The sequence below is a fragment of the Phormidesmis sp. 146-20 genome, assembly GCF_052939475.1.
In genome coordinates this window covers 18,107-40,471 of sequence record NZ_JBJPHT010000060.1, presented here as the reverse complement: position 1 = coordinate 40,471, position 22,365 = coordinate 18,107, and the positions used below count along the sequence as shown (strand labels likewise).

Here is a 22,365-nt window from a genome sequence, read left to right as displayed (position 1 = left end):
CGCTGCCAAACCCTTCATCCCGGACATCCTCAATTTCATCCAAGATAAGACCCAGGACTCCAATGTTCGAGGCAGTGCGGCTGAGGCATTGGCAAAGATTAGCCAACTTGACTTTAACAATAGTCCGGACAGTTTTTTGAACGACTCCAAAAGGCTTTCAGGAAGTACAGTTCCAGCATTGAGCTATTTTTCAAAGTTGGCTCTATTCCTGACTTTGAAAATAAGATCCTGTCCCACGAGCGAATCAGGGTTTGAACCTGAAAATCTGCTCAAAATTTGTCCGAAGTATTGCTTTAATCAAACGTTGATTATCCTTGATGGTGCTGAGTATGAGAATTCAGAAGCAGCGCAACAGTGGCGGTTTTGGGTCTATGTCTTGAGTGGCGGCAGTGATGAAGCCAAAACGCTCCTGAAATGGATGGGCAAACCGCAACCCGGCAGCGTTCCCACTCAACTCGATCACAATGAAGGGATAAAAACCCTGAATGTCTTCGCCAAAGCCTGGGAACCCAGCAAAGACCTCCCCAACCTTCTTAACAGCCTTGCCTCAGTGATCTCCGATGCTGCCACAAAGGTTAAATGGCAACCTGGAGACATTACCCTCCTGACGACTCATTATCAAAATCTCAAGGCTGTCAGTCCAAGCAACGCTGCTTCTGTCAAGGTCGCCATTGAATCGCTCACGGTTTGGCAATGGTTCAGCAACGCCAGAAATACTCTTGCCGCTCACCTGTTGTTTTGGCTTGCCCTGATCTTCGCCTATCCCAGATTCCCCCAGGTTCAGGCAATCTTCTTCTGGAATCCTTGGGTGCGTCGCATTCTCGGCGTGGGCTACGTCGGCTTTCTGCTCACTTGGGTTCCTTTCCTGCGCCGCAAACTCTTTGAACCCTTCAAATTCTCTCTGCTGGCAGATTCGGGAGTCGATCGCTTCAACCCCGTCGCCTACTTTCCAACATCAGACGTAAAGCCTCTGGATGCCAAAGAGGGAGTTGCACTCACCACCGCCATTCCTGCCATCCAAGGGCAAATCGTTCTCGAAGGCGACTCCGGACTTGGCAAATCGATGTTTTTGCGCCACCTCGTCAAGCACTCAAAGCGCACCGTCGTCTTCTTGCCCGCCCGCAAATGTGAGAACGGCGTGATCGAAGCCATCCAAACCAAACTCCACGGACAGGCGCAAGATGCCGAATTCCTCAAAAACCTGATCTACAGTGGCGCGATCGACCTCTGCATCGACGGAATCAACGAAGTCACCGCAGACACCCGCGCCAAAATCACCCAATTTGTCGAACACTTCTTCAAAGGCAACATCATCATGACCACTCAGCCGCTAGAGTGGCTGCCCCCTTCCACCGCCAAAATCTATCAACTGCAACCGCTTCGCAGCGATCAGATTCAAGACTTCTTGCTGTCGAGGGAGGCGATTAGCGCAGAGCGCAACTCCGAAGGAACCGTCGCTCCCAATTTTGCAGACAAATATACGCACGCCTGCTGCACCTATCTCGATGACGTGTTGAACAATCAGCAATCGCCAGAAGAACTCGCCGCCATTCAGCGCACCCTGTCTAACCCGATGGATCTTAGTGTTGTTGCCCAAACGATCGCCCTCGGCAAACAGCCCAACCTTCTGCGACTCCAAGAGCAGCAATACACCCTGATGGCAGCAGACTATCAACAACACTGGAATCAAGACTTTCCGCTTAAGAAATTCTCTGAAGCCGTCTACCAGCTCCGCCTCAACGACGAAAAAGCCCTCCCCGCCGACGAGTTTTATCAAGAACTGGTCAGCATGGAAGACGAAAAATACAAAATGGTCGTCAGTCGCCAATGGAGAGATGCCAAAGGCGAAGCACAGCACGAATGGTACTTTCGCCACGACAAGATCATGGAATTCTTCATCGTGCAAACCTTCCTCGGAGATTCACCCCAAGCCCAAAACCGTCTGCTCGATCACATGAGCGATCCGCGTTTTCGAGGCGTTTACTTCCTGCTTGCCACCCTGCTTCCCCTCACCGATGCCCAAGACCTGCGCGAACGCCTGATTCAATACGCCGCCGACACCAAAGATCACACCGTCAGCGACACCTTTGTGCAACTATTGCGAACCCGATAACCGACCCTAGCGCCCTGCTGGTTTCCTCTACATCTGAATCGGCAGTGTAGTTTCTCCAGGGCGAATTAACTGCCGTTTTGAAGCGTTAAGAAACTCGATGCTGACAGGTTCTCCGGCTTCGTCGTAGCTCACAATCACACCACCCGGCTCAGAAATGGCATTGGCTGGGAGCGGTTCTCGCAGAATCAAAATTAAAACATCAGCCTCGGCGCTGTATTGCATTCTCATTTATGCATTCAACCTCTGAGCGACTGATCCCAAGTCGTTGCTCCCATTGCTGCTGTCGTTCTTCTGCGTGTTGCGTCCAGACAAGTTGCATACCAATATTAGGTAGATGGCTGCATTTGATTCGACTGACCTAACTCAACACTGACTGCATCAAAACGATCGTCTCCAGGACGATAAGACAGCACCTCTAACCCGATCGGCTCCCCGCTCGTTCCATCCTTGAGCAAAATCACGCCATCCCCCAGTTCTGTAGCAATTTGATTTTTTCTGGGAGCCTGCCAAAACACACTCAACAATTCAGTCTCAGGTTCGTAAAACACCTTTATTTGAGCCATACAGTCTCACCTTCCTTGATCGCATCAGTCTGATATGCCGTGATGAGAAACCCATCTCCATTTAACCGCCTCGCCACCGCAACCACCCACCTTTCTGCTCGACGAACCCGATAAAACAGCAGCACTTCTGCATCTCTCTGGCTACGCCTAACCTCATCGGGCGAGGCAAGAGCAAACTGAACTAACTCTTCTAATTCCTCAAGATCAGGATGCTTGGTGATTAAACGCTGCCAGTACTCCTCTGATGTTCTGACTGTAAAGCCGAGTGGCATGAGGATTTCAAACTTCATCGTAACAAAAACGAAAATTTGGTCTAACAGCCTGAGTCACGATCGCCATCACTTCAACCTTACCTCGCATTGCCAGGACAAAAGAACCGATCGCCATTCGATCCCACCTCCCGTCTCGTAAGCGTCACCCAACTGCGGCATAATGAGAAAGTTTTCACGATTTGTCAGAAAACCTGGTCAAGCTAAGGCGCTCAGGACTGACGATCGTTAGACTTAAATTCATCAGTCTCATTTCATCCCTCATCCCTCATCCTTCCCTATGCGTACCTATTACTGCGGCGATCTTCGCGCCACCCACATTGGAGAAACCGTCACCCTTTATGGCTGGGTTGATCGTCGTCGTGATCATGGGTATGTAATTTTTGTAGATTTGCGCGATCGCTCTGGCACCGTGCAAATTGTCAGCGATCCCGAACGCACACCCGGATCTCACCAACAGGCAGGCGATCTGAGAAACGAATATGTGATCAAAATTGTGGGTCGCGTCACCAAGCGTCCGGATGAATCGCTGAATCCCAAACTTTCCACAGGCGAAATTGAAATCTACGCTGACGAAATTGAAATTCTCAACGCCGTTCGCAAACAGTTGCCCTTCCAGGTTTCTGCGGCAGATACCGAAACCGTGCGGGAAGAATTGCGGCTAAAGTATCGCTACCTGGATCTGCGTCGAGAGCGGATGAGCAAAAATCTGATGCTGCGCCACAAACTTATCCAGACGATGCGGCGCTATCTCGAAGATCAGGAAGGCTTTATCGAAGTAGAAACTCCGATTTTGACGCGATCGACTCCCGAAGGTGCCAGAGACTATCTCGTTCCGTCGCGGGTGAATCCGAGTGAATGGTACGCGCTGCCTCAGTCGCCTCAGTTGTTTAAGCAGCTTCTCATGGTGTCAGGGTTCGATCGCTACTACCAAATCGCCCGATGCTTTCGAGATGAAGATTTGAGAGCCGAACGTCAGCCCGAATTTACTCAGCTAGACATGGAAATGAGCTTCATGTCCCAGGAAGAAATTCTCAACCTGAATGAAGGCTTAATTTGTCACATTCTCAAAACCCTGAAAGGAGTCGAAATTCCGCGTCCCTTTCCCCGTTTGACTTACGCAGATGCGATGTCTCGCTACGGCAGCGACAAACCCGACACCCGCTTTGACTTAGAACTGGTCGAAGTCTCCGATATCGTCAAAGATTCTGGCTTCAAAGTCTTTTCAGATACGGTTGCCAAAGGCGGCATGGTGAAAATTTTGCCCATTCCCAACGGCAACGACGCAATTTCTAACGTGCGAATCAAGCCCGGTGGCGATCTGTTTAAAGAAGCAGCCGACATGGGCGCAAAAGGGCTGGCTTACATTCGGGTTCGAGATGACGGCGAGATTGACACGATCGGAGCCATCAAAGACAACCTCACCGACGCCCAAAAACAAGAACTCTTGACCCGCACAGGCGCAAAACCAGGACATCTATTATTGTTTGGTGCAGGAGATGGCGCAACAGTGAATAAGACCCTCGATCGCCTGCGTCAATGTCTCGGTAAAGAACTGGGCCTGATCGATCCCGACAAGCTCAACCTGCTCTGGGTGACAGACTTCCCCATGTTTGAGTGGAACGCCGACGAAAAGCGACTAGAGGCACTGCACCACCCCTTCACCGCTCCCAATCCTGAAGACTTGGCTGACCTGAAAACGGCTCGTGCCCTGGCTTACGATCTGGTTTACAACGGGCTAGAAGCAGGCGGCGGCAGCGTGCGGATTTATCAACCCGAAATGCAGGCGCAAGTGTTTGCCGCGATCGGACTTTCGGAAGCCGAGGCCCAAAACAAGTTTGGTTTCCTGCTCGAAGCTTTTGAGTACGGCACGCCTCCCCACGGCGGCATTGCGTATGGACTCGATCGCTGGGTGATGTTGCTTTCTGGCGAAGAATCGATTCGGGATGTGATCGCCTTTCCCAAAACGCAGCAGGCTCGGTGTCTGCTCACTAGCGCACCTTCCAGCGTCGATGACAAGCAGCTTAGAGAACTCCACGTCGCCTCCACCTACAAACCCAAACCTGGATCGGAGAAGTAGCTGAATTTTGGCGGCAACTCGATCGTAAACCTCATCAGGCAGAGCATCTAGCTGTTTTTGCACTGCTTTGGGTGTGATCAGACTGTAGATCACGTCGATCGATTTGCCCGTTGAGCTGCATACTCATCAAACGTGGTGTAGTGACCCGCTTTGTAATCAGCACGAGCCACCTCAATCTCAGCCATATCCTCCGGGGAATCCTCCTCATCCTGAAAAAGCTCGGACTCCAGAAGTTCCCACAGCTTCCGCTTTTCAGGCACGTCCAGGGATGAAACCGCTTCTAAAAGGGACTGGAACGAAATGCCCACTTTCGCAGTGTCTTGAGTCATGGCAGCTTTCCTCGATTTCTCCTCTCATTTTGCATCTTGAATAGGGTCTGTGGGGGCGATCGCACTGATTTGTGACACCAAGGGTAGTTGTCTGAGAGGGTTCGATCGGATGACTCGCCTTCCCAACTTGAAGCTTGACATCTGTAACTTGTAGCATTACATTTTTATTGTAATCTTATAAGTTACATAGTTAATTACTGTGGTTGCTGGGGATAGGTTGGGATGAACTGATTGCATGATAGAAACCTTTAGAAATAAGGCTTTAGAAAAGCTGCTGAAAGAAGGTAGTGCGAGAGGTCTTCCAACAGAGCTTGAGAAAAGGATTAGAACAAGACTTGAAGTAATCGATGCAGCCACAATCATAGAAGACATCAGAATACCCGGCTACGATTTACACACGCTCAAAGGTGAGAGGCAAGGAATCTGGTCAATCAAGGTTTCAGGTAACTGGCGAGTTACTTTCAGCTTTGAGGATGGTGATGCATATGACGTGGATCTTGAAGATTATCACTGACCAGAAGACGAGGCTGAAAAAATCACTCCAAGCATAGAGGTAAGGTTGTGAAAGATTTAGAAAATATGATTCACGGGAGACAAGTTAGACCTGTCCATCCTGGCGAAGTCATTGCAGATGTTCTAGAAGATCTTGGAATGACTCAAACCGCCTTTTCTGAGGTGCTGGGTGTCTCTCGGCGGACTGTTAACGAAATTGTCCAAGGTCGAAGACCCATTACAGTAGACATGTCTATTCGGATCGGGAAAGCTTTGGGAAATGGGCCTCAGCTTTGGCTCAATCTCCAGCAAAAAGTAGACATTTGGGATGCAATACAAGCCCATCGAGACGACTACGATCGAGTCCCCACACTGGCCTAGAGCCTGCACGATCGCAGAAGATTCGGTTTTTTTGACATCCCGACCTGACAGAAACCGTGAGAATTTTGCACAATGGTCTTATGTTTGAGATCATTTTGGTTTTGGCGATCGGGCTTGCTCCCCCATTACTGTCTTTTATCTTCTTGCGTCGAGCGGAGGCGCGGGCACAGATCCGGCTACGGGCTGCCATGAGAGCGGCAGAACAGCGTCAACTTCAGCGGATTTTGGCACTCCCGGCAGATCATCGCCATATCGAAGGCATGGGGTCTCTGATTGGAGATTTTACCTGTCGATTTAATGCGCGATCGGCTCATCTTCGCTGTGCGGTAAATCCATTTGGCCCTTGCAAAGAATGTCCTTACTATGAACCGATTTCATCCTTTACAGACCCCTCATAGTGGCTATCACTGGGATGGGAGTAGCCGCAATTTTTTTGAGGGTTGGTATTACCGGGTGACGCTGCCAGACTGTGGTCAGACGTTTGCGTTTATGTATTCGATCGAAGACCCTACAGGCAATCTGTCTTACAGTGGCGGGGCGGCGCAAATTTTGGGTGCAGACGATGAGTATCTCTGTCGTACCTTTCCTGATGTGACTCGATTTTGGGCCTGGAAAGACGCGCTGGGGTTGGGTCACTGGGGCAAAACGGATCTGAGTCAGCCTGAATATTTGGAGCGGGAGCGGTTCGATCGCCGCGTTCAGGAAGGCTATCAGGCGACGGCCACTTGGCATCAAGGCAAGCTTCACGAACCCAACGGCAACTCTGCGGAGTGGCAGTATGAAATTCAGCCTGTGTATGGATGGGCCAGTTCGGCCCATTTGCAGCAGTCAACGGCGGGGTTTTTGTCGTCGCTGCAAATCTTTGAACCGGGCTGGCAGATTCTCATGGCGCATGGGTTAGCCACAGGTTGGATCGATTGGAATGGGAAGCGGTATGAATTTGTCAACGCTCCGGCGTATGGTGAAAAGAATTGGGGCGGAGCCTTTCCGCAAAGGTGGTTTTGGCTCAACTGCAACAGTTTTGAGAATGAGCCTGATTTGGCACTAACGGCGGGTGGCGGCAGACGGGGCGTACTGTGGTGGATGGAATCAGTCGCGATGATCGGCATTCATTACCAAGAAAAATTCTACGAATTTGTGCCCTGGAATGCTCAAGTCAGTTGGGACATTCAGCCCTGGGGCTACTGGAAAATGGAGGCAAAAAACGCCCTGTACACCGTCACCCTCACAGGCACCACCGACCTACCCGGAACGCCGCTACGTGCCCCAACTGCCCAAGGTTTGCGCTTTGCCTGCCGCGACACCATGTTAGGAAACCTCACGTTAGAGCTGAGAAATCGCTGGAGTAACGAATTAATTCTCAAAGCCACCAGCGGTCTGTGCGGACTCGAAACGGGTGGACAACCGTGGGATGATATCTGGAACTCAAGCTGCGGTTTAAGTATCTAGAATAGGAAGAACCACTGCGAGGAAAAATGATGGGAACTTTAATCACGATCGTTCTAGCCGCACTGTTAATTTGGGCAGCCATTCATCTCTACAACGACATCAGAAAAGTTCCTAACTGGCGAGTCGATCGCGCCAATCCTGCAAATCTGCCCATCCAGGATAACGGTTTAGATCTTGGAGGCCCGATCGATGCGATCGGAAATGGGCTTTCAGGGGAGATCGCCTGCCAGACTACCAGTGAAGCAAGCTGTAACGCCGTTGGCGCTAGCATTGGTCACGCTGTTGGGCATCTCGGACACTTTTTGCACCATTAGTCTCTTCGCAGCATTTACGAAACGCATCGGACGATCGCCTGCTTGTCCAAGACAAAGCGATCGCCCGCGAGTGGAAGGGAGCGATCGCGTAAATAATCAACGGTAGCTAGAGCTAGACAGACAAAATCTAGTTGAATGACTTATAAGCCTCTCCAACTCGTTTCGCCGCCTCACTTCCATCTCTAAACCAATCCAGAAAACGAGGTCTATGGCTGGGGGCATGAAAAATTGCATAGCCTCCAACTTGGCTGACTAGATTTGCTGGCATCGCCTGTGCCCATTGCACAGTTCGGTCGCTTGGTCCGGGACAGCGACGACAATTCACACCATACACTTCCGGTTTAGTAACATGCAAAATATTTCCAGCACGATCGGTAATGGTAACAACAACAGAACCTGTATAGCCTTTGTACTTGTGAGCTGTCCAGGTGCGGGTCACGCCATCAATACGACCATTGTTTGAGATCGTAATGCTAGTATCCATTCGGCGATGGTCGCTTAACTCATCGAACTGCTTGCCACGAAGTGGAAAGTTTTGAGCCAACAAGATTCCCTTCTGACTCGGTTCAACCGATGTGTGAACAGCATTGGAGTACGAAGGATTAGCACTTATGCTGGGCTTCGAGCCAAAGAAGATAGAAGATGATGTAGCAAGGAAGACTCCTGCAAACACGAAGCTCGTCCGTCTAAGGTTCATGGGAATGTACTCCTAAAGATTGGATTGTTACCGAGCAGAAGCGTAGATGGAAGCTCTGGAATTAAGCGCCTCTGTACGGAGTATCACTGAAATTACAAGTAAATTAAAATACTTAAAAGACGGAAAAAGACGGAAAAAGGCTGTTATTTTCTTAAGAAAGTGTATAGTAGGCGGACTATGACGGATAATGCTTGAAAGAGCAAGTGTTGAATGACTTAAACACCTTAGTATGAACGTGCAAGACGTGCTGAAATACGTGGACGAACTGGTTTTTGCTCAAACTGGAAAGCATCTCGATACCTTGCAAGTATCAATTTTGAAAGGAGTACTCAATGGGCAGAAGTACACAGAGATTGCAAAAGAGTACAATTGCACATCAGGACACGCAAAAGACGAAGCTTACGAACTTTGGCAAATTCTTTCTAAAGCGTTGGGAGAAGATTTAGATAGGTCAAATGTTCGGGCTGCAATTGAGAGAGTAAGCGCTACAAATTCCAATATTTTTGGTAATCCAGTTCAGGTTGGAAGCATCAATTTTTATCCGTCTTCTCAAACTACTGAAAGTAAAATTGAGGATGTTGAACCGCTTGACGAAGAAATTGCTACACCTATTGATATTGATGATGCAAAGCTAGGTAACGCAGCACAACGAGCCGTAAAATTAGAAACTGTGCCGCGATTGCTACAACTTGGACTTAGCGTGGAGCAGATTGCTGAAGCGCTCGACCTACCACTAGCCGAAGTTCAGCAGATAACACGCTAGTTTGAGGAATCTTTAGAAATAGCAACTTGTCAACACAGCGCTAGGGAATTAGGATAAACAATTACCCTACGGCACTTTGCAAATAGATAAAGTACAAAAATAAGTGATTAAAACTCCCGGAGGATCGGGCTTCTTGTCGATTTAACTGTGCTTCACTAACTAGAAATCTGCTGTAATTTCTTTGTGCAGTACAAGCAGTACAATTTGTGCAGTACAAGCAGTACAATAAGAGCTTATCCGAAAACAGCAGAATTTGTGAGAGACTGAAGGGCAGCGAGTTTCAGAGGTTTTATTCCCATGACTGTCACCGAGATCGACCCTGCTTTCCGCCTGCCCGATGAAGTCTGGGAACGCATTAAAAGTGCGATTCCGGCCGAGCGTCCTAAGCCCAGAGGCGGACGACCGAGAATGGAGAATCGCGCCGCCTTAGATGCCATCTTTTATGTGCTGCGAACGGGCTGTCAGTGGAAGGCGCTGCCGCGCAGTTTAGGAGCCGCTAGCACAGTCTATGACCGCTTCAGTGAATGGGTGGAGCAAGGGGTGTTTTTAGCGATGTGGGAAATAGGGTTAAACCAGTATGCCCAAGAGGTGGGAATTGAGTGGGAATGGATGGCGATAGACTCTACAATTGTCGAAGTTATTTAATTCTCATTCCTAAGCAACTGTGAGAATCGTGAATCAAGTTGATTCGTCAAGGTTTTACGATCGCCATATTCCACAATTTTTCCCTGCTCTAGAATTAGAATCTGATCGACTCGTTGTAAAGTCTGCAAACGATGAGCAATGATCATTCCTGTTCGCTTTGCAAGCAGCCTATCAATTGCTCCTTCAATTAATTGTTCGGTTTGTGGGTCTAACCGAGAAGAAGCTTCATCCAGAATCGCCAAGCTAGGATTTTTCAAAAAGACGCGCACCAATGCAAGTAACTGTGCCTGTCCAGCGGATAGACCATTGCTATCTGCTCCCAATTGAGTATCAAGCCCATTGGGAAGCGATCGCAGCCATTGTGCTAATCCTAGCTCCTCCAGTGTTTCTAAGATGGAAGTCTCTGGAATGCGAGCGTTAAAAAAGGTGAGATTATCGCGCACACTGGCTTGAAATAGCTGGACATCTTGCGTTACTAGCCCAACTCGCGATCGTAAGTCTGAGAGTGAAAGATCTGCGATCGCACAGTTCCCTAAGCGAATTTCACCCGCTTGAATTTCATAGAGCCGTAGTAGTAAACGAGCGATCGTACTTTTGCCGCTGCCTGTGTGTCCTAGTATTCCAAGTGTTTGACCTGCTGGAAGGTAAAACGATAGATTGTGCAGTGTCCAGTTCTTAGGCTCATATTGAAAGTACACTTGCTCAAAAGAAACAGCACAAGCACCAGAATGTAAAAGGGCTTGTCCTTGATCGCTTAACGCTGATTGTGTGTTTCGTAGCTCATAAATGCGTTGAATACTCGCTTCTACTTGTTGCAGTTGTTCGAGTTCTTCTCGAATTCGCTCGATCGGCTGTGCTAAAAGGTTCGTGTAGTGAAAGATGAGATAAGCAGTCCCAATCGTAATCGCATTTTTAGACCAGAGATAGGCACAGAGGAAGAGCGCGATCGCATTTCCAATCGTGAACAATCCCACACTGGTAAACCACAGAATAGTACTGGCAAACCTGGCTTTTTGGTAAACCGGAAGCCAACGTTGCAGCAATTTATAAAAGCGAATCATGACATAGCTGGTTGAGCCATTTGCTCGAAGATCTTCTCGTCCAGCGATGTGTTCGCCGATTGTTCCATAATACTCAGCACTGATCTGGCGGTACTCTGCCCAAGGTGCGATCGCCATTGCTCTTTGTGCAAGTAACACAGTTAGGGCAATGATAGCAAAAGCAGTTAAGCTGACTCCTGCTAAAGAGTTCTCGAAACAGAGAGCAATTAGAATTCCGAAAAGAAGAACGCCATTTCCTAATATGTGAATGACTAACTCAGAGAAAAATTTAGACAGTAAATTGACATCACCATCAATTTTTTCTAATAGCTCGCCAGGTGTATGAGCTTTATGGAAGCTTAGGTCTAAGCGTAAACAATGAGCTGCCAGATCAACGCGAAGAGCATTAGTCGCAGTCCAGGCAACAATTTCGCTCAGGTAAGTTGCAGTGATCGTAGCTGCTTGAGTTAGAAGCGCAATCGTAATAAACGCGATCGTTGCGGTAAGTAAGGCTTGCTGTGAGCCACCCTGAACGGCTGTATCGATGAAGTATCCTAAGATTTGCGGATTGATAATCTGGAGCGCGATGCTGGTAAGAAGTGCGATCGTTAATGCCAAAACGGGCTTCCATTGAGGCTTGAGATAGTCAGCGAGCAGCAGTTTGTATTGTTGAAGGGAGTTCTGCATCGTCGCACTAATCTCAAGAGCCAAAAAAGATTACAGCATAGTTTACCGTGGAGCGATTTGATAGAGAAGATGATTTTGGCGGCTATCGGGAGTTTTTTGGCTCCTAAACGGATTTTTTGCTGAATATTTTGCACGGGTAAGGAAATAATCTATTGATATCAATTCTCAGTTGTGATAAGGTGCCTTGACTATCCCTTTTAGCAAACCATTCCGATATGACAAGTGTACTGTCTGACGAAACTTGTGAGGACTTTTGGCAGGTGAGCCGTCAACAGGCACGACAAGTTGACCCAGAAGATAAGAGCGATCGTATAGCTGAATGTCCGCAAATGTTAGGCAAAGGGTATAAGCGAGACATTGAGTTACGAAATGGCATTGACTTAACCTTTCATCATTACCAATTTAAAGATGATTTGATTGTTGCTTGCATACCACCCGGAGACATTGGCTGTCTGGAATGGATGTTTACTCTTTCATCAGGGCTTCAACTTCCGAATGGAGTACAACTCAATCAAGGTCAGCATCTCCTCGCGGGTTCAATTTCACCGGGAGGGCAATTTCAAGGACTATCCCGCACAATGACGATAGAAGTTGATATCCATCTAGAACTAGAGCAATTTCGGACTCTCATCGGTGATCAAATAGAGAGTTTACCGCCTGAAATCCAGCAAATGCTAGACGGAGATGAAGCAATTCCCTTTTCACCTGTTCACACGATTACACCCGCGATGCAACTTGCCCTCCAGCAAATGCTAGGTTGTCCCTATCAAGGCATGGTCAAGCAGATGTATCTGGAGAGTAAATCGATCGAAGTTTTAGCATTGTGGATCGATCAAGCTTGTTCGAGTGATGCCTCAATTGCGCGATCGACTGTTCCACGAAGTAAAGATATCGATCAGATTCATCATGCAAAAGAAATTCTGTTGCAACAGTTGGACAATCCCCCATCGTTGCTGGCTTTAGCACGACAAGTCGGACTGAATGACTGTTCGCTAAAACGTGGATTTAAACAAGTTTTTGGTACAACTATATTTGGCTATCTGCATCAGCACCGAATGGAACAAGCGCGATCGCTGCTTCTCGATCGTCAATGGAGCGTGACAGAGGTGGCTCGTAAAGTGGGTTACAGAAATCTTTGTGCTTTTAGTACTGCCTTTCGCAAAACCTTCGGAGTGAGTCCAAAAACACTGCAACATCAAAAAAGTTCCGTTTGAGCAAACAAAAATTCCGTTTCGGCAAAGTGGCAGACTGTTGATTCATCGTAATATTCAAAACATTGCAGTTGAGAAGATTTCCTAATTGATGGAATGAAAAGCTTCTCAAGATTTGGTGTAGAGGATGGGGAGATGGATCAAACATTCGCGCTCTGGTTTTTAGGCTTGACATCAGTACTCACGACTCAAGCAAGTTGGGCAGCAGAAATTCAAAATAATTCCCAAGTGTCTGGGATTCGCGCCCTTGGTTCCCTTGGAAGCTTGCGGAGCAATCGACCTGCCACCAGCCTGAAGGAGTGGATGGCACAAATCGAGGCAGAGACGATCAAAGTAACAGAAGTGAGGGTCGATCGAACTACTACGGGGTTAGAAATTACGCTAACTACGGCTGATGGTAAGCCTTTAGCGATCGACACTACCCAATTCCGCACCGAAGGCAACAGCCTAATCGCAGACATCCCTAACGCTGTTCTGTCATTGCCCGATGCACCAGCATTCAGAGCAGAAAATCCGTCTGAAGGAATCTCGGCTGTTCAGGTTGTACAACAAGATGCAAGCCGCATTCGAGTCAGTGTTATCGGAAATAATGCTCTACCAAAGCAAGAAGTAACCTTGAGAGTGGGAAATGCTGCCTACAGCCTTAACCTGGAGCAGGAAGAGCCGGATGAAGAGGTTGTTGTGACGGGAGAAGGTCAGCGTGGATACCGTGTCCCTAGCTCCACAACCGGAAGTAGAACAGACACACCGATTCGGGACTTACCTTTCTCGATTCAAGTTGTTCCTCAAGAACTGCTGCGCGATCGTCAGGTACAAAGTGTGAATGAAGCGCTGCAAACGGTTGCAGGAGTCACACCGGACAATCCATCTTACTCTGCATTTGAAGGAGTCACGATTCGTGGTTTTACAGGGCGTAACATCATTCGGAATGGATTACGGGATGATACTAATATTACGAACCGGATTGCTGTTCCCAACATTGAACAAATTGAAGTGCTAAAAGGTCCGGCAGGAGCGCTGTTTAGTCAGGGTGGTCCGGGAGGTACAGTAAACATCGTCACGAAAAAGCCGTTGTCTACGTCTCGCTACACAATTGAGGCATCGATCGGTAATTTTGATACCTATGGAGGGTTTCTAGACTTTACAGGGCCGCTGAATGATTCTAAAACCGTACTCTATCGCTTGATTGCAGGAGGTTCTACGACTGGAACGTTTATTGACTTCTTCGATCGCCGCAATTTTGTGATTGCCCCTAGTCTCACCTGGCAAATTAGTCCAGCAACGAAGCTCACTTTTGAGGGTGAATACACCCTTTCTGAACAGCCGAACGCGCGGGGCTTGCCTGCTAGGGGCACCGTTCTCCCAAATAACAATGGGCGGCTGCCGCGAAATCGATTTATCGGTGAACCGGAGGATGAACTGGATCAAAACGATCGCTACACGCTGCGCTTCGGTTACACGCTAGAACATCAATTGAGTTCCGACTGGCAATTACGCAATGCGTTCCGAGCTACATTCCAGAAAGTTCCTCAAAACTCTCTGTTTCCCTCGGCTTTACTCGATGACGATCGCACTTTAGAGCGTGGCTTATTCAGCACAAAAGACCAGTTTCAGAACAACTACATCCTCGATACGAATGTCGTTGGAACCTTCAGAACAGGTAGCGTTGCCCATAAGCTGTTGTTTGGTTTTGATCTCAACCGAGATGTCTCTGGAGCGAGTTTACAACAGTTTGCCTTAGCCCCGATCGACATCTTCAACCCCGTGTACAGACAGTCAGCAACCTTACTTGATACATTCCCTAGAGAACCTTTCACCTCGGATTCCCTTGGCATTTATCTACAAGATCAAATCGAACTATTGCCAAATCTGAAACTATTACTGGGTGGACGGTTTGACATTGTGAGACAAAAGCTTGAGTTTGCGGATGGAACTGAATCCTTTCAACAAGACGAAGCTTTCAGTCCGCGAGTTGGCTTAGTTTATCAGCCGACTGATTCACTCTCGTTATACGCCAGCTATAGCCGTTCCTTTCTGCAAAGTGTTGGCACAGCATTGGATAATCAACTTTTCCAACCGGAGCGAGGAACACAATACGAAGTCGGAGTAAAAGCAGATTGGCTCGATCGTCGATTGTCTACAACTCTAGCGTTCTACCAAATTACTCGTTCCAATGTTCTGACGGCTGACCCCGCTGACCCAAATTTCTCAATCCAGACCGGAGAACAAAGAAGTCGCGGGATTGAACTTGACATTGCAGGTGAAATTCTACCTGGATGGAAGATTGCGGCTGGATATGCTTACACGGATGCTCGGATTACAGAAGACAATACTTTAGCGATCGGAAATCGCATCAATAACGTTCCAGAACACGCTGTAAGTTTATGGACAACCTACGAAGTTCAAACGGGTTCGCTAAGAGGGTTAGGCTTCGGGCTTGGTATCTTCTACGTAGGGCAGCGCCAAGGTGATTTAGACAATTCTTTTGAAGTTCCTAGCTACACTCGTACCGATGCTTCCTTGTTTTATCGTCGAGATAACTATCGAATTGGATTGAACATTGAGAATTTATTTAATATCAGCTATTTTGAGACAGCAGAAAGTCCTCTGCGAGTGTTTTATGGTGCGCCTTTCACCGTTAGAGGAACGCTTTCTTGGACGTTTTAGGAGGTTGTTTGAGAGCAATGACAATGGTTCATAAATCTTGGTGGCAGCGGATCAAACTATTTTTAGTCGGGACTCTGATCGTAGTTTTGATTCAGAGTTGCGGTGTGCTACTGAGTCAACCATTGCAAGAGGCTGGATCATCGAATTGTCGAATGGTTCAGCATGAATTAGGCAAAAGTTGCATTCCACTTGATCCACAACGAATCATCGCAATGGATCAAGACAGTTTAGAGATATTAGTGGCATTGGGAATAAAGCCGATCGCTACAACAAGAGCGAATCGAACGGGTAATAAAACACTCATCCTGAATGGCAAGATTGATACGATCGTCGATTTAGGAAAAGAGGGACAACCAAATCTTGAAAAAATAGTGCAGCTAAATCCTGATTTAATCGTTGGAATGTATATGGAGCCTCAAAACTATAAATTGTTTTCAGAAATTGCACCTACGATTTCAATGGATTTTAGTCATGCTGAATGGAAGAGGATTCTACGGCAATTCGGAGAAGTTTTGAATGAAAAACAAGAGGTTGAAACAATATTAGATGCGTATCAACAAAGAATAAAAAACTTAAGCGCCGTTGTTGAGCAGAAGCTTGGTGATACTAAAGTTTCTATCATGCGATTTTATACAACACTTGAGTTCACACAGTTTATGAACCATGTCTCTTTCCCTGGAAGCGTGATTGAAGAACTAAAGCTTGTTTCTATTCCTACGATTCAGCGTCAACTGAAAGGAACAGATGAAACTTATGTCATGGTTAGTTTAGAGCAAGTAGACTGGCTTGATGCTGATGCAATCTTTGTTGCACTTGATCCGGGTGCTGAAAAGAACTTTCAGATTTATGCAAATAACCCTTTGTGGCAAACATTAAAGGCAGTGAGAAATCAGCGTGTCTACTTTGTTGATTCAGGCTATTGGGTTTTTGGAAATATTCTTTCAGCGAACGCAATTCTTGATGATGTGCTGAAGCATTTAGTCCAGAAACAGAATAGTTGATTAACCCTACCAAAATGCAATGCGTACTTTTATCATTCTTTGGTTCGGTCAGCTTGTTTCAACGATCGGCACTTACATGAGCGGATTTGCTCTCGAACTTTGGACATGGGAGACGACGGGTTCTGCAACCTCGTTAGCACTAGTTGGCTTCTTTTTTCAAGTTCCTCGAATTGCGATTAGTTTAGTGTCTGGTGTGATTGTCGATCGCTTTAACCGCAAACGCCTGATGGTCTTAGGCGATACGATCGCGGCTCTTTCCAGCTTGCTATTGTTATTTCTATATTTGACTCACAATCTGCAAATCTGGCACTTATATCTAACGACTGCGGTTACTAGCGTTTTTAGCCAGCTTCAAGAGCTTTCTTACTCTGCTTCAATTAGCTCACTTGTTCCTCAGCAACACTACACCCGTGCTAGTAGTATGGGATCAGCATTACATTATGGCTCGTTGATTTTAGCGCCAGCATTCGCAGCGAGTCTTTATCCGATCATTGGAGTGGGAGGCATTTTAGGAATTGATAGCTTGACTTTTCTTGTCGCGATCGCAACACTCCTTACTCGCAGAATTCCTCAACCCGAAATGCCTGAACAGTCGGCTAGGTTCAATTTCCGACGAGATCTGATGTTTGGCTTTCACTTCCTTCTCGCCCATGCTCCTCTACGCAACCTGCTAGTTTTAATACTTCCCTTCTGGTTTGTGCATGATCTGGGTGAAACGCTCTACACTCCAATGGTTTTGGCAAGAACCAACGGAAGTGCCGCAGTCCTGGGGCAGATTGGGACAGCAGCGGGAATTGGTGGCGTGACAGGCGCGATCGTGATTAGCATTTGGGGAGGTTTCAAACAGCCAATTCGAGGAGTATTCAGTGGAATCATTGGCGCAGGGTTGAGCAAAATGACTGTAGGCTTAGGGCGAGTTCCTCAAGTGTGGCTTCCTGCTCAATTCTGCTCTTCGTTTAACTTTCCGTTAATGGATAGCTCCGAAACTGCGATTTGGATGGCAAAAGTTAGCCCCGAAGCCCAAGGAAGAGTGTTTGCGGCAAATTCGTTTTTAGCTCAATGTTTATCAGCGATCGCAGCACTCGTGGCGGGCCCGTTAGGCGATCTCGCAGAGATATCTGCTAAAGCAGATCGCATTGTTGAACCTGCAATGATTTCTTCAACAGGATTGATCAAGTGGATCTTTGGTGCAAGCCCTGGATCAGGTTTTGCCTTGATTTATACAGCTTGTGCATTGAGTATGATTGCGATCGGGCTATGGGGCGTTCTGATGTTTACAGGTTTAAGGAATATACCTGAATAGATCATCAATTACGGCATTTGCAGCGAGTGGACCGCTCCCGATCCAGTAATTAGGAACCTGGTAAACTTGATTATTTTGTACAGCCTTCAACCCTTTCCAGAGGCGACTTGAGCGCAGTTCTATTAGTTTTTTCTGGGCAGTTTCATCTGCTGCCGCTGTGTTTTCAGATGTCCACACAAACAGAATATCTCCATCTGCTTGCTCAATGAGTTCTACACTAACGATCGCTTGAATATCATTGCCAAATATGGCTTGTGCCTCTGAAGCAGATAGGTTTTGAGATGGTGGTCGATCGAGTCCTGCATCATTGAGGATCACTCCAGCAAAAGAATCGCGTAAGTAGAGACTAAGGCTATCAGGATACATTCTGACAACCGATATTTTAGGGCGTGCTGACTTGAGGCGACTTCTAAAGGTTTGCAAGCGATCGCTGTAAGCTTGCATGATTTGTTGTGCGATCGCGCTTCGATTCAAGGCATCACTAAAGTTCTGAAAGGATGACTTCCATTCTCCACTATGCCCAAACTCTAACAGTAAAGTTGGCGCAATTTGTGATAGCTGAGCGTAGATATCTTTGTGGTAGTCCAGCCCAACGATGAGATCAGGGTGTAATGCTAGGATTCTCTCTAAGTTAGGTGTACCCATTTGCCCAATGTTGGTCGCAGCAAGCTGTTGGTTGTCCAGGTAAGGGGTGGATTGCTCTGCTAGAACGGTGCCGACAGGTTTGAAGCCGAGCGCGATCGCATCTTCAAAAGAAACTGAATCCAGTGTGACTAATCGCTGAATCGTGCGGGGGACACAGGTTGAACCAACTGCGTGTTTCACCTCATAGCAAGCGGTTTGAACCACTGGGCGAACAGTCGCATGGCAGCCTACAGTTTGCCCCAGTGTGAACAACATCAACAGTACAAAGATCAATCGGCGCATAGCTTAGAATTGGATTGATAAGCTTCCAGAAACGCTAAACGGTGCGCTTGGGGTGACGAAGCGATCGCCAAAGTTTGACACAAAGTATTCTCGATTGAACAGATTGCGGAAATTTAGCTGCGCTCTCCAGTTATTTTGCTTGTAATAGAGCAGCGCATCTGTCCGCAGATACCCAGGAAGCTCATAAGTATTGCTTAAATCTCCTTGTCGATCGCCCATATAATAAAAACCGAGTCCCAGCCCTAACCCTTTGAGTGTACCTCGCTGAACTTCATAGGTTGTGAACAGACTTGCTTGATGATACGGAACCTCAGACAAACGATTGCCAACCGGGAAAAAATTGTCCTGGCTCACAACAGCATCCGTATAAGCGTAGGAAGCAATAATATTCCAACCTGGCAGAACTCTACCTGCTAGATCAACTTCAATTCCTCGGCTAGTTTGCTCTCCCGTTTGAAGTGTGAAATCTGGATCACTCGGATCAGGAGTTTCAACATTTTGCTTCCGCAGATTATAAGCAGCGATCGTTAAGCTTAGACGATCAGACAAATCAGTCTTAACTCCGACCTCAAACTGCCGCCCGGTTTCGGGTTCAAAGGTTGTCTCATCTAGATTCCGTCGAGCGCCAAAGGCAGGAGCAAAGGAGCGGGAATAAGAGGCATAAAGCGAGATTGCTGGAATCGGTTGATAGATAATTCCGAGCCGCGGACTCCAAGCAGAGTCAGTTTGCTCAAATTCTTCGCGATCGAAGCCGAGGTCTTGAGTGGTGCGAAATTGTCGAGTTGTGTCATATCTCACGCCTGCAACGAATTTCAGATTGGAAGAGAGCGCGATTTGATCTTGCAAGTACAGTGCAAAGGTCGAAAAATTATCATCTCGAAAAAATTCAAAAGCGCGATCGTAAGGGCGACGGGCATAGACAGGATTAAACAGATTGATCGGGTCGTAAGCTGTGGAGAACTGAAAAGCAGGATTTTCGGCTCCATAGCGATACTCAGCACCAAATAGTAGGGTATGTTGAATGCTGCCTGTGGAGAACTTACCTACAATATCTGCATTGGTTGTAAAACGATGGTACTTGCCTGAAGTGGCGTAGGCTGTGCGGCTAACATCGCCCGTAGCTTCATCAATTCCATCTAGGGTAGGATAGTATCGATCGAACTCGAAAAATAGATATTGACTGTTCTGGCGCAGTGTCCAATTTGGGTTAAGCTTATGCTCTAGAGCGTATCCAACATTAAAGGTTGTACTGCTAATTTCTGCAAAGTCTTCTCCCAAAAAACGACCGCGCGGCACATCTGGAATGCGATCGCCAATCACCGGAATGCCTTCATCCGCTGTCTCACTCTCACGACTCAACTGGGCATAGACGCTTAAAGTTGTGTTTTTCCCAAGCGCAGCAGAAACAACGGGTGAAATTGAAAGGCGATTCCCACTGACAAAATCTCGGTAGCTATCGTACTTCTCGTAGCTTAGATTGAATCGATAACCAGAGCGTTTCTGCTCATCGAACGGACCAGAGAAATCGATCGCGCCGCGATAAGTGTCAAAGCTTCCGATAGTCAATTCAGCATTGTAGTAAGGATTGGGCAGCGGCTTTTTAGAAACAAGATTGATCACCCCTCCCGGTTGTCCTGCGCCGAATAGAATTGAGGCTGGACCTTTGAGAACTTCTACTTGCTCAATATCATCCGTGGTCAGTCTTCCTGGAACCACATAAGGAACGCCATCTCGAAACACATTACTAGTAATGCCCGATTGAATCAAAAAGCCCCGAATGGTGAATAAATCCCCGAAAATGCTTCCGGTTGCGTCTCGTTGAACAACACCACTCACATTCTCAAGCGCATCACCAACTGTATTAATGCCTCGGTCTTGCAATACCTGTCGGGGCACAATCTGAATCGATTGAGGAATGTCACGCACAGGCGTATCTGTTCTTGTTCCTGTGTTCGATCGAGGAACCCGATAGCGAGGCTCTTCTTCACCCGTGACTACCACTTCTTCATCGGGTTCTTCAACCTCCATCTGTTGCGCTTGAATTTGCTGTGCTTGAATCTGTTGTGCTTGGATCTGTGCTTTCCACTCTTTGACAGTAGTAGCAGGACGCTGCCGATCGTTTACAGTTGAAATGTGAGGATCAGCAGTCTTAGCTGGTGCAGAATGCTCCGCTTGAGAAATAACGGGCTGATCCGCTTCAAACTCTGCCGCAATGCAGGGTGTTGCTAATAAAACGCTGATTCCTACTAAAACGATCGATCGATAACTTGCCATCACTCCTCCACTCGCCGCCTAATACTTAGGAAATATTCTCAGAAGCATACCGAATAATCGTGAGCATTCTGCGATCGCGTGAACGGTGAACGGAATTTTTTGAACGGTGAACGGAGTTTTAACTTACATTGCATCGATTCAAAACCGATTGACGGTAATCTCTGGGATTGACCCCAAACTTCTTGCGAAACGCGATCGCGAAGTGGCTGCGATTCACCAATCCAACTGCTCTCGCCGCCTCTGCAATGCTGAGATCTCCGGACTCTAGCAACTGCCGCGATCGCTCCATTCGATAGTCCTGTAAATAGCCAAAGACTGTTGTACCAAACACCTGACGAAAGCCTACTTTAAGCTTACAGTCATTGATCCCGACCAACCGAGCTAACTCAATCAAAGAGGGCGGCTCGTCTAACCGAGCAACTAGCACTTCTTTAGCATAGTGAATTCGCTCAATGTCATCTGGTCTTAACGGTTTGGGCACACGATCTAGATCCGTTTTGGCAGTCTGGGCAAAGTGCAATGCAATCAGTTCCCAGACTTTGCCTTCTAGATACATCTGCTGAGTCAATCCCTGAAATGGACACTGCAAAATCTGCTGAAGTGTAGCTTGCATTGCAGTTGTCGTCTGGCTAACTTGGGTGTAGTAGGGTTGGTCAGCGGGTTTCAACCAATTCTCAATTTCGACCGGAATTTGCTTCGTCAGACTTGACATCCATTGGCAAAAAACAGCCGGATCAATATGGAGTGTTACTCTCAGATTACGTTGATTTTCTGCAATTTGCAGTGCTTCACCGGGAGCCATGCCGCTCCCACAAAAAATATATTGACCCGCATTGGCAGCGTCTAAATTAGATGCGGCGCTTCCAATCAGCGTATAGCTCAGTTCTAGAGGATGTTCTCGATCGCAGGTAACTACTTTAAGTTCCTCACGAAAGTAATCTTCCGCGATCGCTAACTCCACGCCATCTCGAATCTGAATCTCTCGGTAATAGCCCGCTCCAAGCTCACCACAATATTTCCAAGTGCAGTCGAAATTTGACAACATTTGTGGAGCCTCTACTTCAGAGCAAATGAGTTCCCAGTAATCTTGCTGCGAAAGAGTAATTGCCATTCTCTACAATTGGCACTGTAAAATGAATAGGAGCATCGTATCATAGATG

General features: G+C 47.3%; 21 protein-coding genes and 1 pseudogene. 13 read left to right on the top strand and 9 right to left on the bottom strand.

Translation table 11 applies throughout. From position 1 onward, the window contains the following. Positions 1-2,113, top strand: a 2,113-nt coding sequence (locus ACKFKH_RS29230) for a hypothetical protein (protein ID WP_446861886.1), incomplete at its 5' end; no start/stop codon positions are given. Between the two features lie 27 nt (positions 2,114-2,140). Here the strand turns inward: ACKFKH_RS29230 and ACKFKH_RS29225 are convergent. The 3 genes from ACKFKH_RS29225 to ACKFKH_RS29215 all read right to left on the bottom strand — a co-directional run bounded on the left by ACKFKH_RS29225 (position 2,141) and on the right by ACKFKH_RS29215 (position 2,966). Beyond that, positions 2,141-2,341 carry a DUF2283 domain-containing protein gene (locus ACKFKH_RS29225; protein ID WP_446861885.1) on the bottom strand — a complete coding sequence of 67 codons (201 nt, stop codon included), beginning with the start codon at positions 2,339-2,341 and terminating at the stop codon, positions 2,141-2,143. Positions 2,342-2,439: 98 nt separating this feature from the next. After that, the gene (locus ACKFKH_RS29220) at positions 2,440-2,676 is read right to left on the bottom strand and encodes a hypothetical protein (RefSeq protein WP_446861884.1); all 237 of its coding nucleotides are present in this window, start codon (positions 2,674-2,676) and stop codon (positions 2,440-2,442) included. Next, the gene (locus tag ACKFKH_RS29215; protein WP_446861883.1) at positions 2,664-2,966 is read right to left on the bottom strand and encodes a hypothetical protein; all 303 of its coding nucleotides are present in this window, start codon (positions 2,964-2,966) and stop codon (positions 2,664-2,666) included. The genes ACKFKH_RS29220 and ACKFKH_RS29215 overlap by 13 nt, the downstream gene beginning before the upstream one ends. Positions 2,967-3,225: 259 nt before the next feature. Between ACKFKH_RS29215 and aspS the strand changes: the two genes are divergently transcribed. Beyond that, positions 3,226-5,025, top strand: coding sequence for an aspartate--tRNA ligase (gene aspS / locus ACKFKH_RS29210; protein ID WP_446861882.1), 1,800 nt, complete (start codon positions 3,226-3,228; stop codon positions 5,023-5,025). An 89-nt stretch (positions 5,026-5,114) separates the two neighbouring features. On the opposite strand, the gene ACKFKH_RS29205 is transcribed toward aspS, so the two are convergent. Then, entirely contained in the window at positions 5,115-5,354 is a 240-nt protein-coding gene (locus ACKFKH_RS29205) for a hypothetical protein (RefSeq protein WP_446861881.1), read from the bottom strand. 235 nt (positions 5,355-5,589) lie between these two features. Here ACKFKH_RS29205 and ACKFKH_RS29200 point away from each other — a divergent pair, with 235 nt between their 5' ends. The 5 genes from ACKFKH_RS29200 (at position 5,590) to ACKFKH_RS29180 (ending at position 7,990) form a co-directional block, all read left to right on the top strand. Beyond that, entirely contained in the window at positions 5,590-5,868 is a 279-nt protein-coding gene (locus tag ACKFKH_RS29200) for a type II toxin-antitoxin system RelE/ParE family toxin (protein WP_446861880.1), read from the top strand. A gap of 47 nt (positions 5,869-5,915) precedes the next feature. After that, positions 5,916-6,227, top strand: coding sequence for a HigA family addiction module antitoxin (locus ACKFKH_RS29195; protein ID WP_446861879.1), 312 nt, complete (start codon positions 5,916-5,918; stop codon positions 6,225-6,227). Between the two features lie 80 nt (positions 6,228-6,307). After that, positions 6,308-6,625 (top strand): DUF6464 family protein, encoded by a 318-nt coding sequence (locus tag ACKFKH_RS29190; RefSeq protein WP_446861878.1) that lies wholly within the window; start codon positions 6,308-6,310, stop codon positions 6,623-6,625. After that, on the top strand, positions 6,591-7,676 hold the full coding sequence (locus tag ACKFKH_RS29185) for a tocopherol cyclase family protein (protein ID WP_446861877.1): 1,086 nt from the start codon (positions 6,591-6,593) through the stop codon (positions 7,674-7,676). The genes ACKFKH_RS29190 and ACKFKH_RS29185 overlap by 35 nt, the downstream gene beginning before the upstream one ends. Before the next feature lie 29 nt (positions 7,677-7,705). After that, on the top strand, positions 7,706-7,990 hold the full coding sequence (locus ACKFKH_RS29180; RefSeq protein WP_446861876.1) for a hypothetical protein: 285 nt from the start codon (positions 7,706-7,708) through the stop codon (positions 7,988-7,990). Between the two features lie 127 nt (positions 7,991-8,117). Here ACKFKH_RS29180 and ACKFKH_RS29175 read toward each other — a convergent pair whose 3' ends face one another. After that, a complete protein-coding gene (locus ACKFKH_RS29175; RefSeq protein WP_446861875.1) occupies positions 8,118-8,687 on the bottom strand; it encodes a hypothetical protein in 570 nt (189 codons plus the stop codon). A 235-nt stretch (positions 8,688-8,922) separates the two neighbouring features. On the opposite strand from ACKFKH_RS29175, the gene ACKFKH_RS29170 reads away from it, so the two are divergent. Together ACKFKH_RS29170 and ACKFKH_RS29165 are read left to right on the top strand one after the other, a co-directional pair. Further along, on the top strand, positions 8,923-9,450 hold the full coding sequence (locus ACKFKH_RS29170; protein ID WP_446861874.1) for a hypothetical protein: 528 nt from the start codon (positions 8,923-8,925) through the stop codon (positions 9,448-9,450). 297 nt (positions 9,451-9,747) lie between these two features. Continuing rightward, a pseudogene (locus ACKFKH_RS29165) lies at positions 9,748-10,086 on the top strand (IS5 family transposase); the annotation flags it as partial. A 5-nt stretch (positions 10,087-10,091) separates the two neighbouring features. On the opposite strand, the gene ACKFKH_RS29160 reads toward ACKFKH_RS29165, so the two are convergent. Next, complete coding sequence (locus ACKFKH_RS29160) at positions 10,092-11,822, bottom strand: ABC transporter ATP-binding protein (RefSeq protein WP_446861873.1); 1,731 nt, start codon at positions 11,820-11,822, stop codon at positions 10,092-10,094. A gap of 215 nt (positions 11,823-12,037) precedes the next feature. Here ACKFKH_RS29160 and ACKFKH_RS29155 point away from each other — a divergent pair, with 215 nt between their 5' ends. The 4 genes from ACKFKH_RS29155 to ACKFKH_RS29140 all read left to right on the top strand — a co-directional run bounded on the left by ACKFKH_RS29155 (position 12,038) and on the right by ACKFKH_RS29140 (position 18,004). Further along, entirely contained in the window at positions 12,038-13,036 is a 999-nt protein-coding gene (locus ACKFKH_RS29155; protein WP_446861872.1) for a helix-turn-helix transcriptional regulator, read from the top strand. 132 nt (positions 13,037-13,168) lie between these two features. Further along, positions 13,169-15,700, top strand: a complete 2,532-nt coding sequence (locus ACKFKH_RS29150; RefSeq protein WP_446861871.1) for a TonB-dependent siderophore receptor — start codon at positions 13,169-13,171, stop codon at positions 15,698-15,700. Positions 15,701-15,723: 23 nt separating this feature from the next. Continuing rightward, entirely contained in the window at positions 15,724-16,701 is a 978-nt protein-coding gene (locus ACKFKH_RS29145) for an iron-siderophore ABC transporter substrate-binding protein (protein ID WP_446861870.1), read from the top strand. A gap of 19 nt (positions 16,702-16,720) precedes the next feature. Beyond that, on the top strand, positions 16,721-18,004 hold the full coding sequence (locus ACKFKH_RS29140) for an MFS transporter (RefSeq protein ID WP_446861869.1): 1,284 nt from the start codon (positions 16,721-16,723) through the stop codon (positions 18,002-18,004). Here the strand turns inward: ACKFKH_RS29140 and ACKFKH_RS29135 are convergent. The 3 genes from ACKFKH_RS29135 to ACKFKH_RS29125 all read right to left on the bottom strand — a co-directional run bounded on the left by ACKFKH_RS29135 (position 17,984) and on the right by ACKFKH_RS29125 (position 22,316). Continuing rightward, positions 17,984-18,931, bottom strand: a complete 948-nt coding sequence (locus tag ACKFKH_RS29135; RefSeq protein WP_446861868.1) for an iron-siderophore ABC transporter substrate-binding protein — start codon at positions 18,929-18,931, stop codon at positions 17,984-17,986. The two genes, ACKFKH_RS29140 and ACKFKH_RS29135, sit on opposite strands and share 21 nt — an antisense overlap. A gap of 3 nt (positions 18,932-18,934) precedes the next feature. Next, complete coding sequence (locus ACKFKH_RS29130) at positions 18,935-21,205, bottom strand: TonB-dependent siderophore receptor (protein WP_446861867.1); 2,271 nt, start codon at positions 21,203-21,205, stop codon at positions 18,935-18,937. Between the two features lie 118 nt (positions 21,206-21,323). Continuing rightward, entirely contained in the window at positions 21,324-22,316 is a 993-nt protein-coding gene (locus ACKFKH_RS29125; RefSeq protein WP_446861866.1) for a helix-turn-helix domain-containing protein, read from the bottom strand. Positions 22,317-22,365: the final 49 nt, after the last annotated feature.

What these genes read in the sequence shown, in the direction of transcription:
- ACKFKH_RS29190 (WP_446861878.1), top strand. Translation starts at nt 6,308, where the DNA reads ATGTTTGAGATCATTTTGGTTTTGGCGATCGGGCTTGCTCCCCCATTA.
- aspS (WP_446861882.1), top strand. Translation starts at nt 3,226, where the DNA reads ATGCGTACCTATTACTGCGGCGATCTTCGCGCCACCCACATTGGAGAA.
- ACKFKH_RS29155 (WP_446861872.1), top strand. Translation starts at nt 12,038, where the DNA reads ATGACAAGTGTACTGTCTGACGAAACTTGTGAGGACTTTTGGCAGGTG.
- ACKFKH_RS29135 (WP_446861868.1), bottom strand. Translation starts at nt 18,931, where the DNA reads ATGCGCCGATTGATCTTTGTACTGTTGATGTTGTTCACACTGGGGCAA.
- ACKFKH_RS29185 (WP_446861877.1), top strand. Translation starts at nt 6,591, where the DNA reads ATGAACCGATTTCATCCTTTACAGACCCCTCATAGTGGCTATCACTGG.
- ACKFKH_RS29215 (WP_446861883.1), bottom strand. Translation starts at nt 2,966, where the DNA reads ATGAAGTTTGAAATCCTCATGCCACTCGGCTTTACAGTCAGAACATCA.
- ACKFKH_RS29200 (WP_446861880.1), top strand. Translation starts at nt 5,590, where the DNA reads ATGATAGAAACCTTTAGAAATAAGGCTTTAGAAAAGCTGCTGAAAGAA.
- ACKFKH_RS29145 (WP_446861870.1), top strand. Translation starts at nt 15,724, where the DNA reads ATGGTTCATAAATCTTGGTGGCAGCGGATCAAACTATTTTTAGTCGGG.
- ACKFKH_RS29180 (WP_446861876.1), top strand. Translation starts at nt 7,706, where the DNA reads ATGGGAACTTTAATCACGATCGTTCTAGCCGCACTGTTAATTTGGGCA.
- ACKFKH_RS29150 (WP_446861871.1), top strand. Translation starts at nt 13,169, where the DNA reads ATGGATCAAACATTCGCGCTCTGGTTTTTAGGCTTGACATCAGTACTC.
- ACKFKH_RS29225 (WP_446861885.1), bottom strand. Translation starts at nt 2,341, where the DNA reads ATGAGAATGCAATACAGCGCCGAGGCTGATGTTTTAATTTTGATTCTG.
- ACKFKH_RS29175 (WP_446861875.1), bottom strand. Translation starts at nt 8,687, where the DNA reads ATGAACCTTAGACGGACGAGCTTCGTGTTTGCAGGAGTCTTCCTTGCT.
- ACKFKH_RS29205 (WP_446861881.1), bottom strand. Translation starts at nt 5,354, where the DNA reads ATGACTCAAGACACTGCGAAAGTGGGCATTTCGTTCCAGTCCCTTTTA.
- ACKFKH_RS29160 (WP_446861873.1), bottom strand. Translation starts at nt 11,822, where the DNA reads ATGCAGAACTCCCTTCAACAATACAAACTGCTGCTCGCTGACTATCTC.
- ACKFKH_RS29130 (WP_446861867.1), bottom strand. Translation starts at nt 21,205, where the DNA reads ATGGCAAGTTATCGATCGATCGTTTTAGTAGGAATCAGCGTTTTATTA.
- ACKFKH_RS29140 (WP_446861869.1), top strand. Translation starts at nt 16,721, where the DNA reads ATGCGTACTTTTATCATTCTTTGGTTCGGTCAGCTTGTTTCAACGATC.
- ACKFKH_RS29125 (WP_446861866.1), bottom strand. Translation starts at nt 22,316, where the DNA reads ATGGCAATTACTCTTTCGCAGCAAGATTACTGGGAACTCATTTGCTCT.
- ACKFKH_RS29220 (WP_446861884.1), bottom strand. Translation starts at nt 2,676, where the DNA reads ATGGCTCAAATAAAGGTGTTTTACGAACCTGAGACTGAATTGTTGAGT.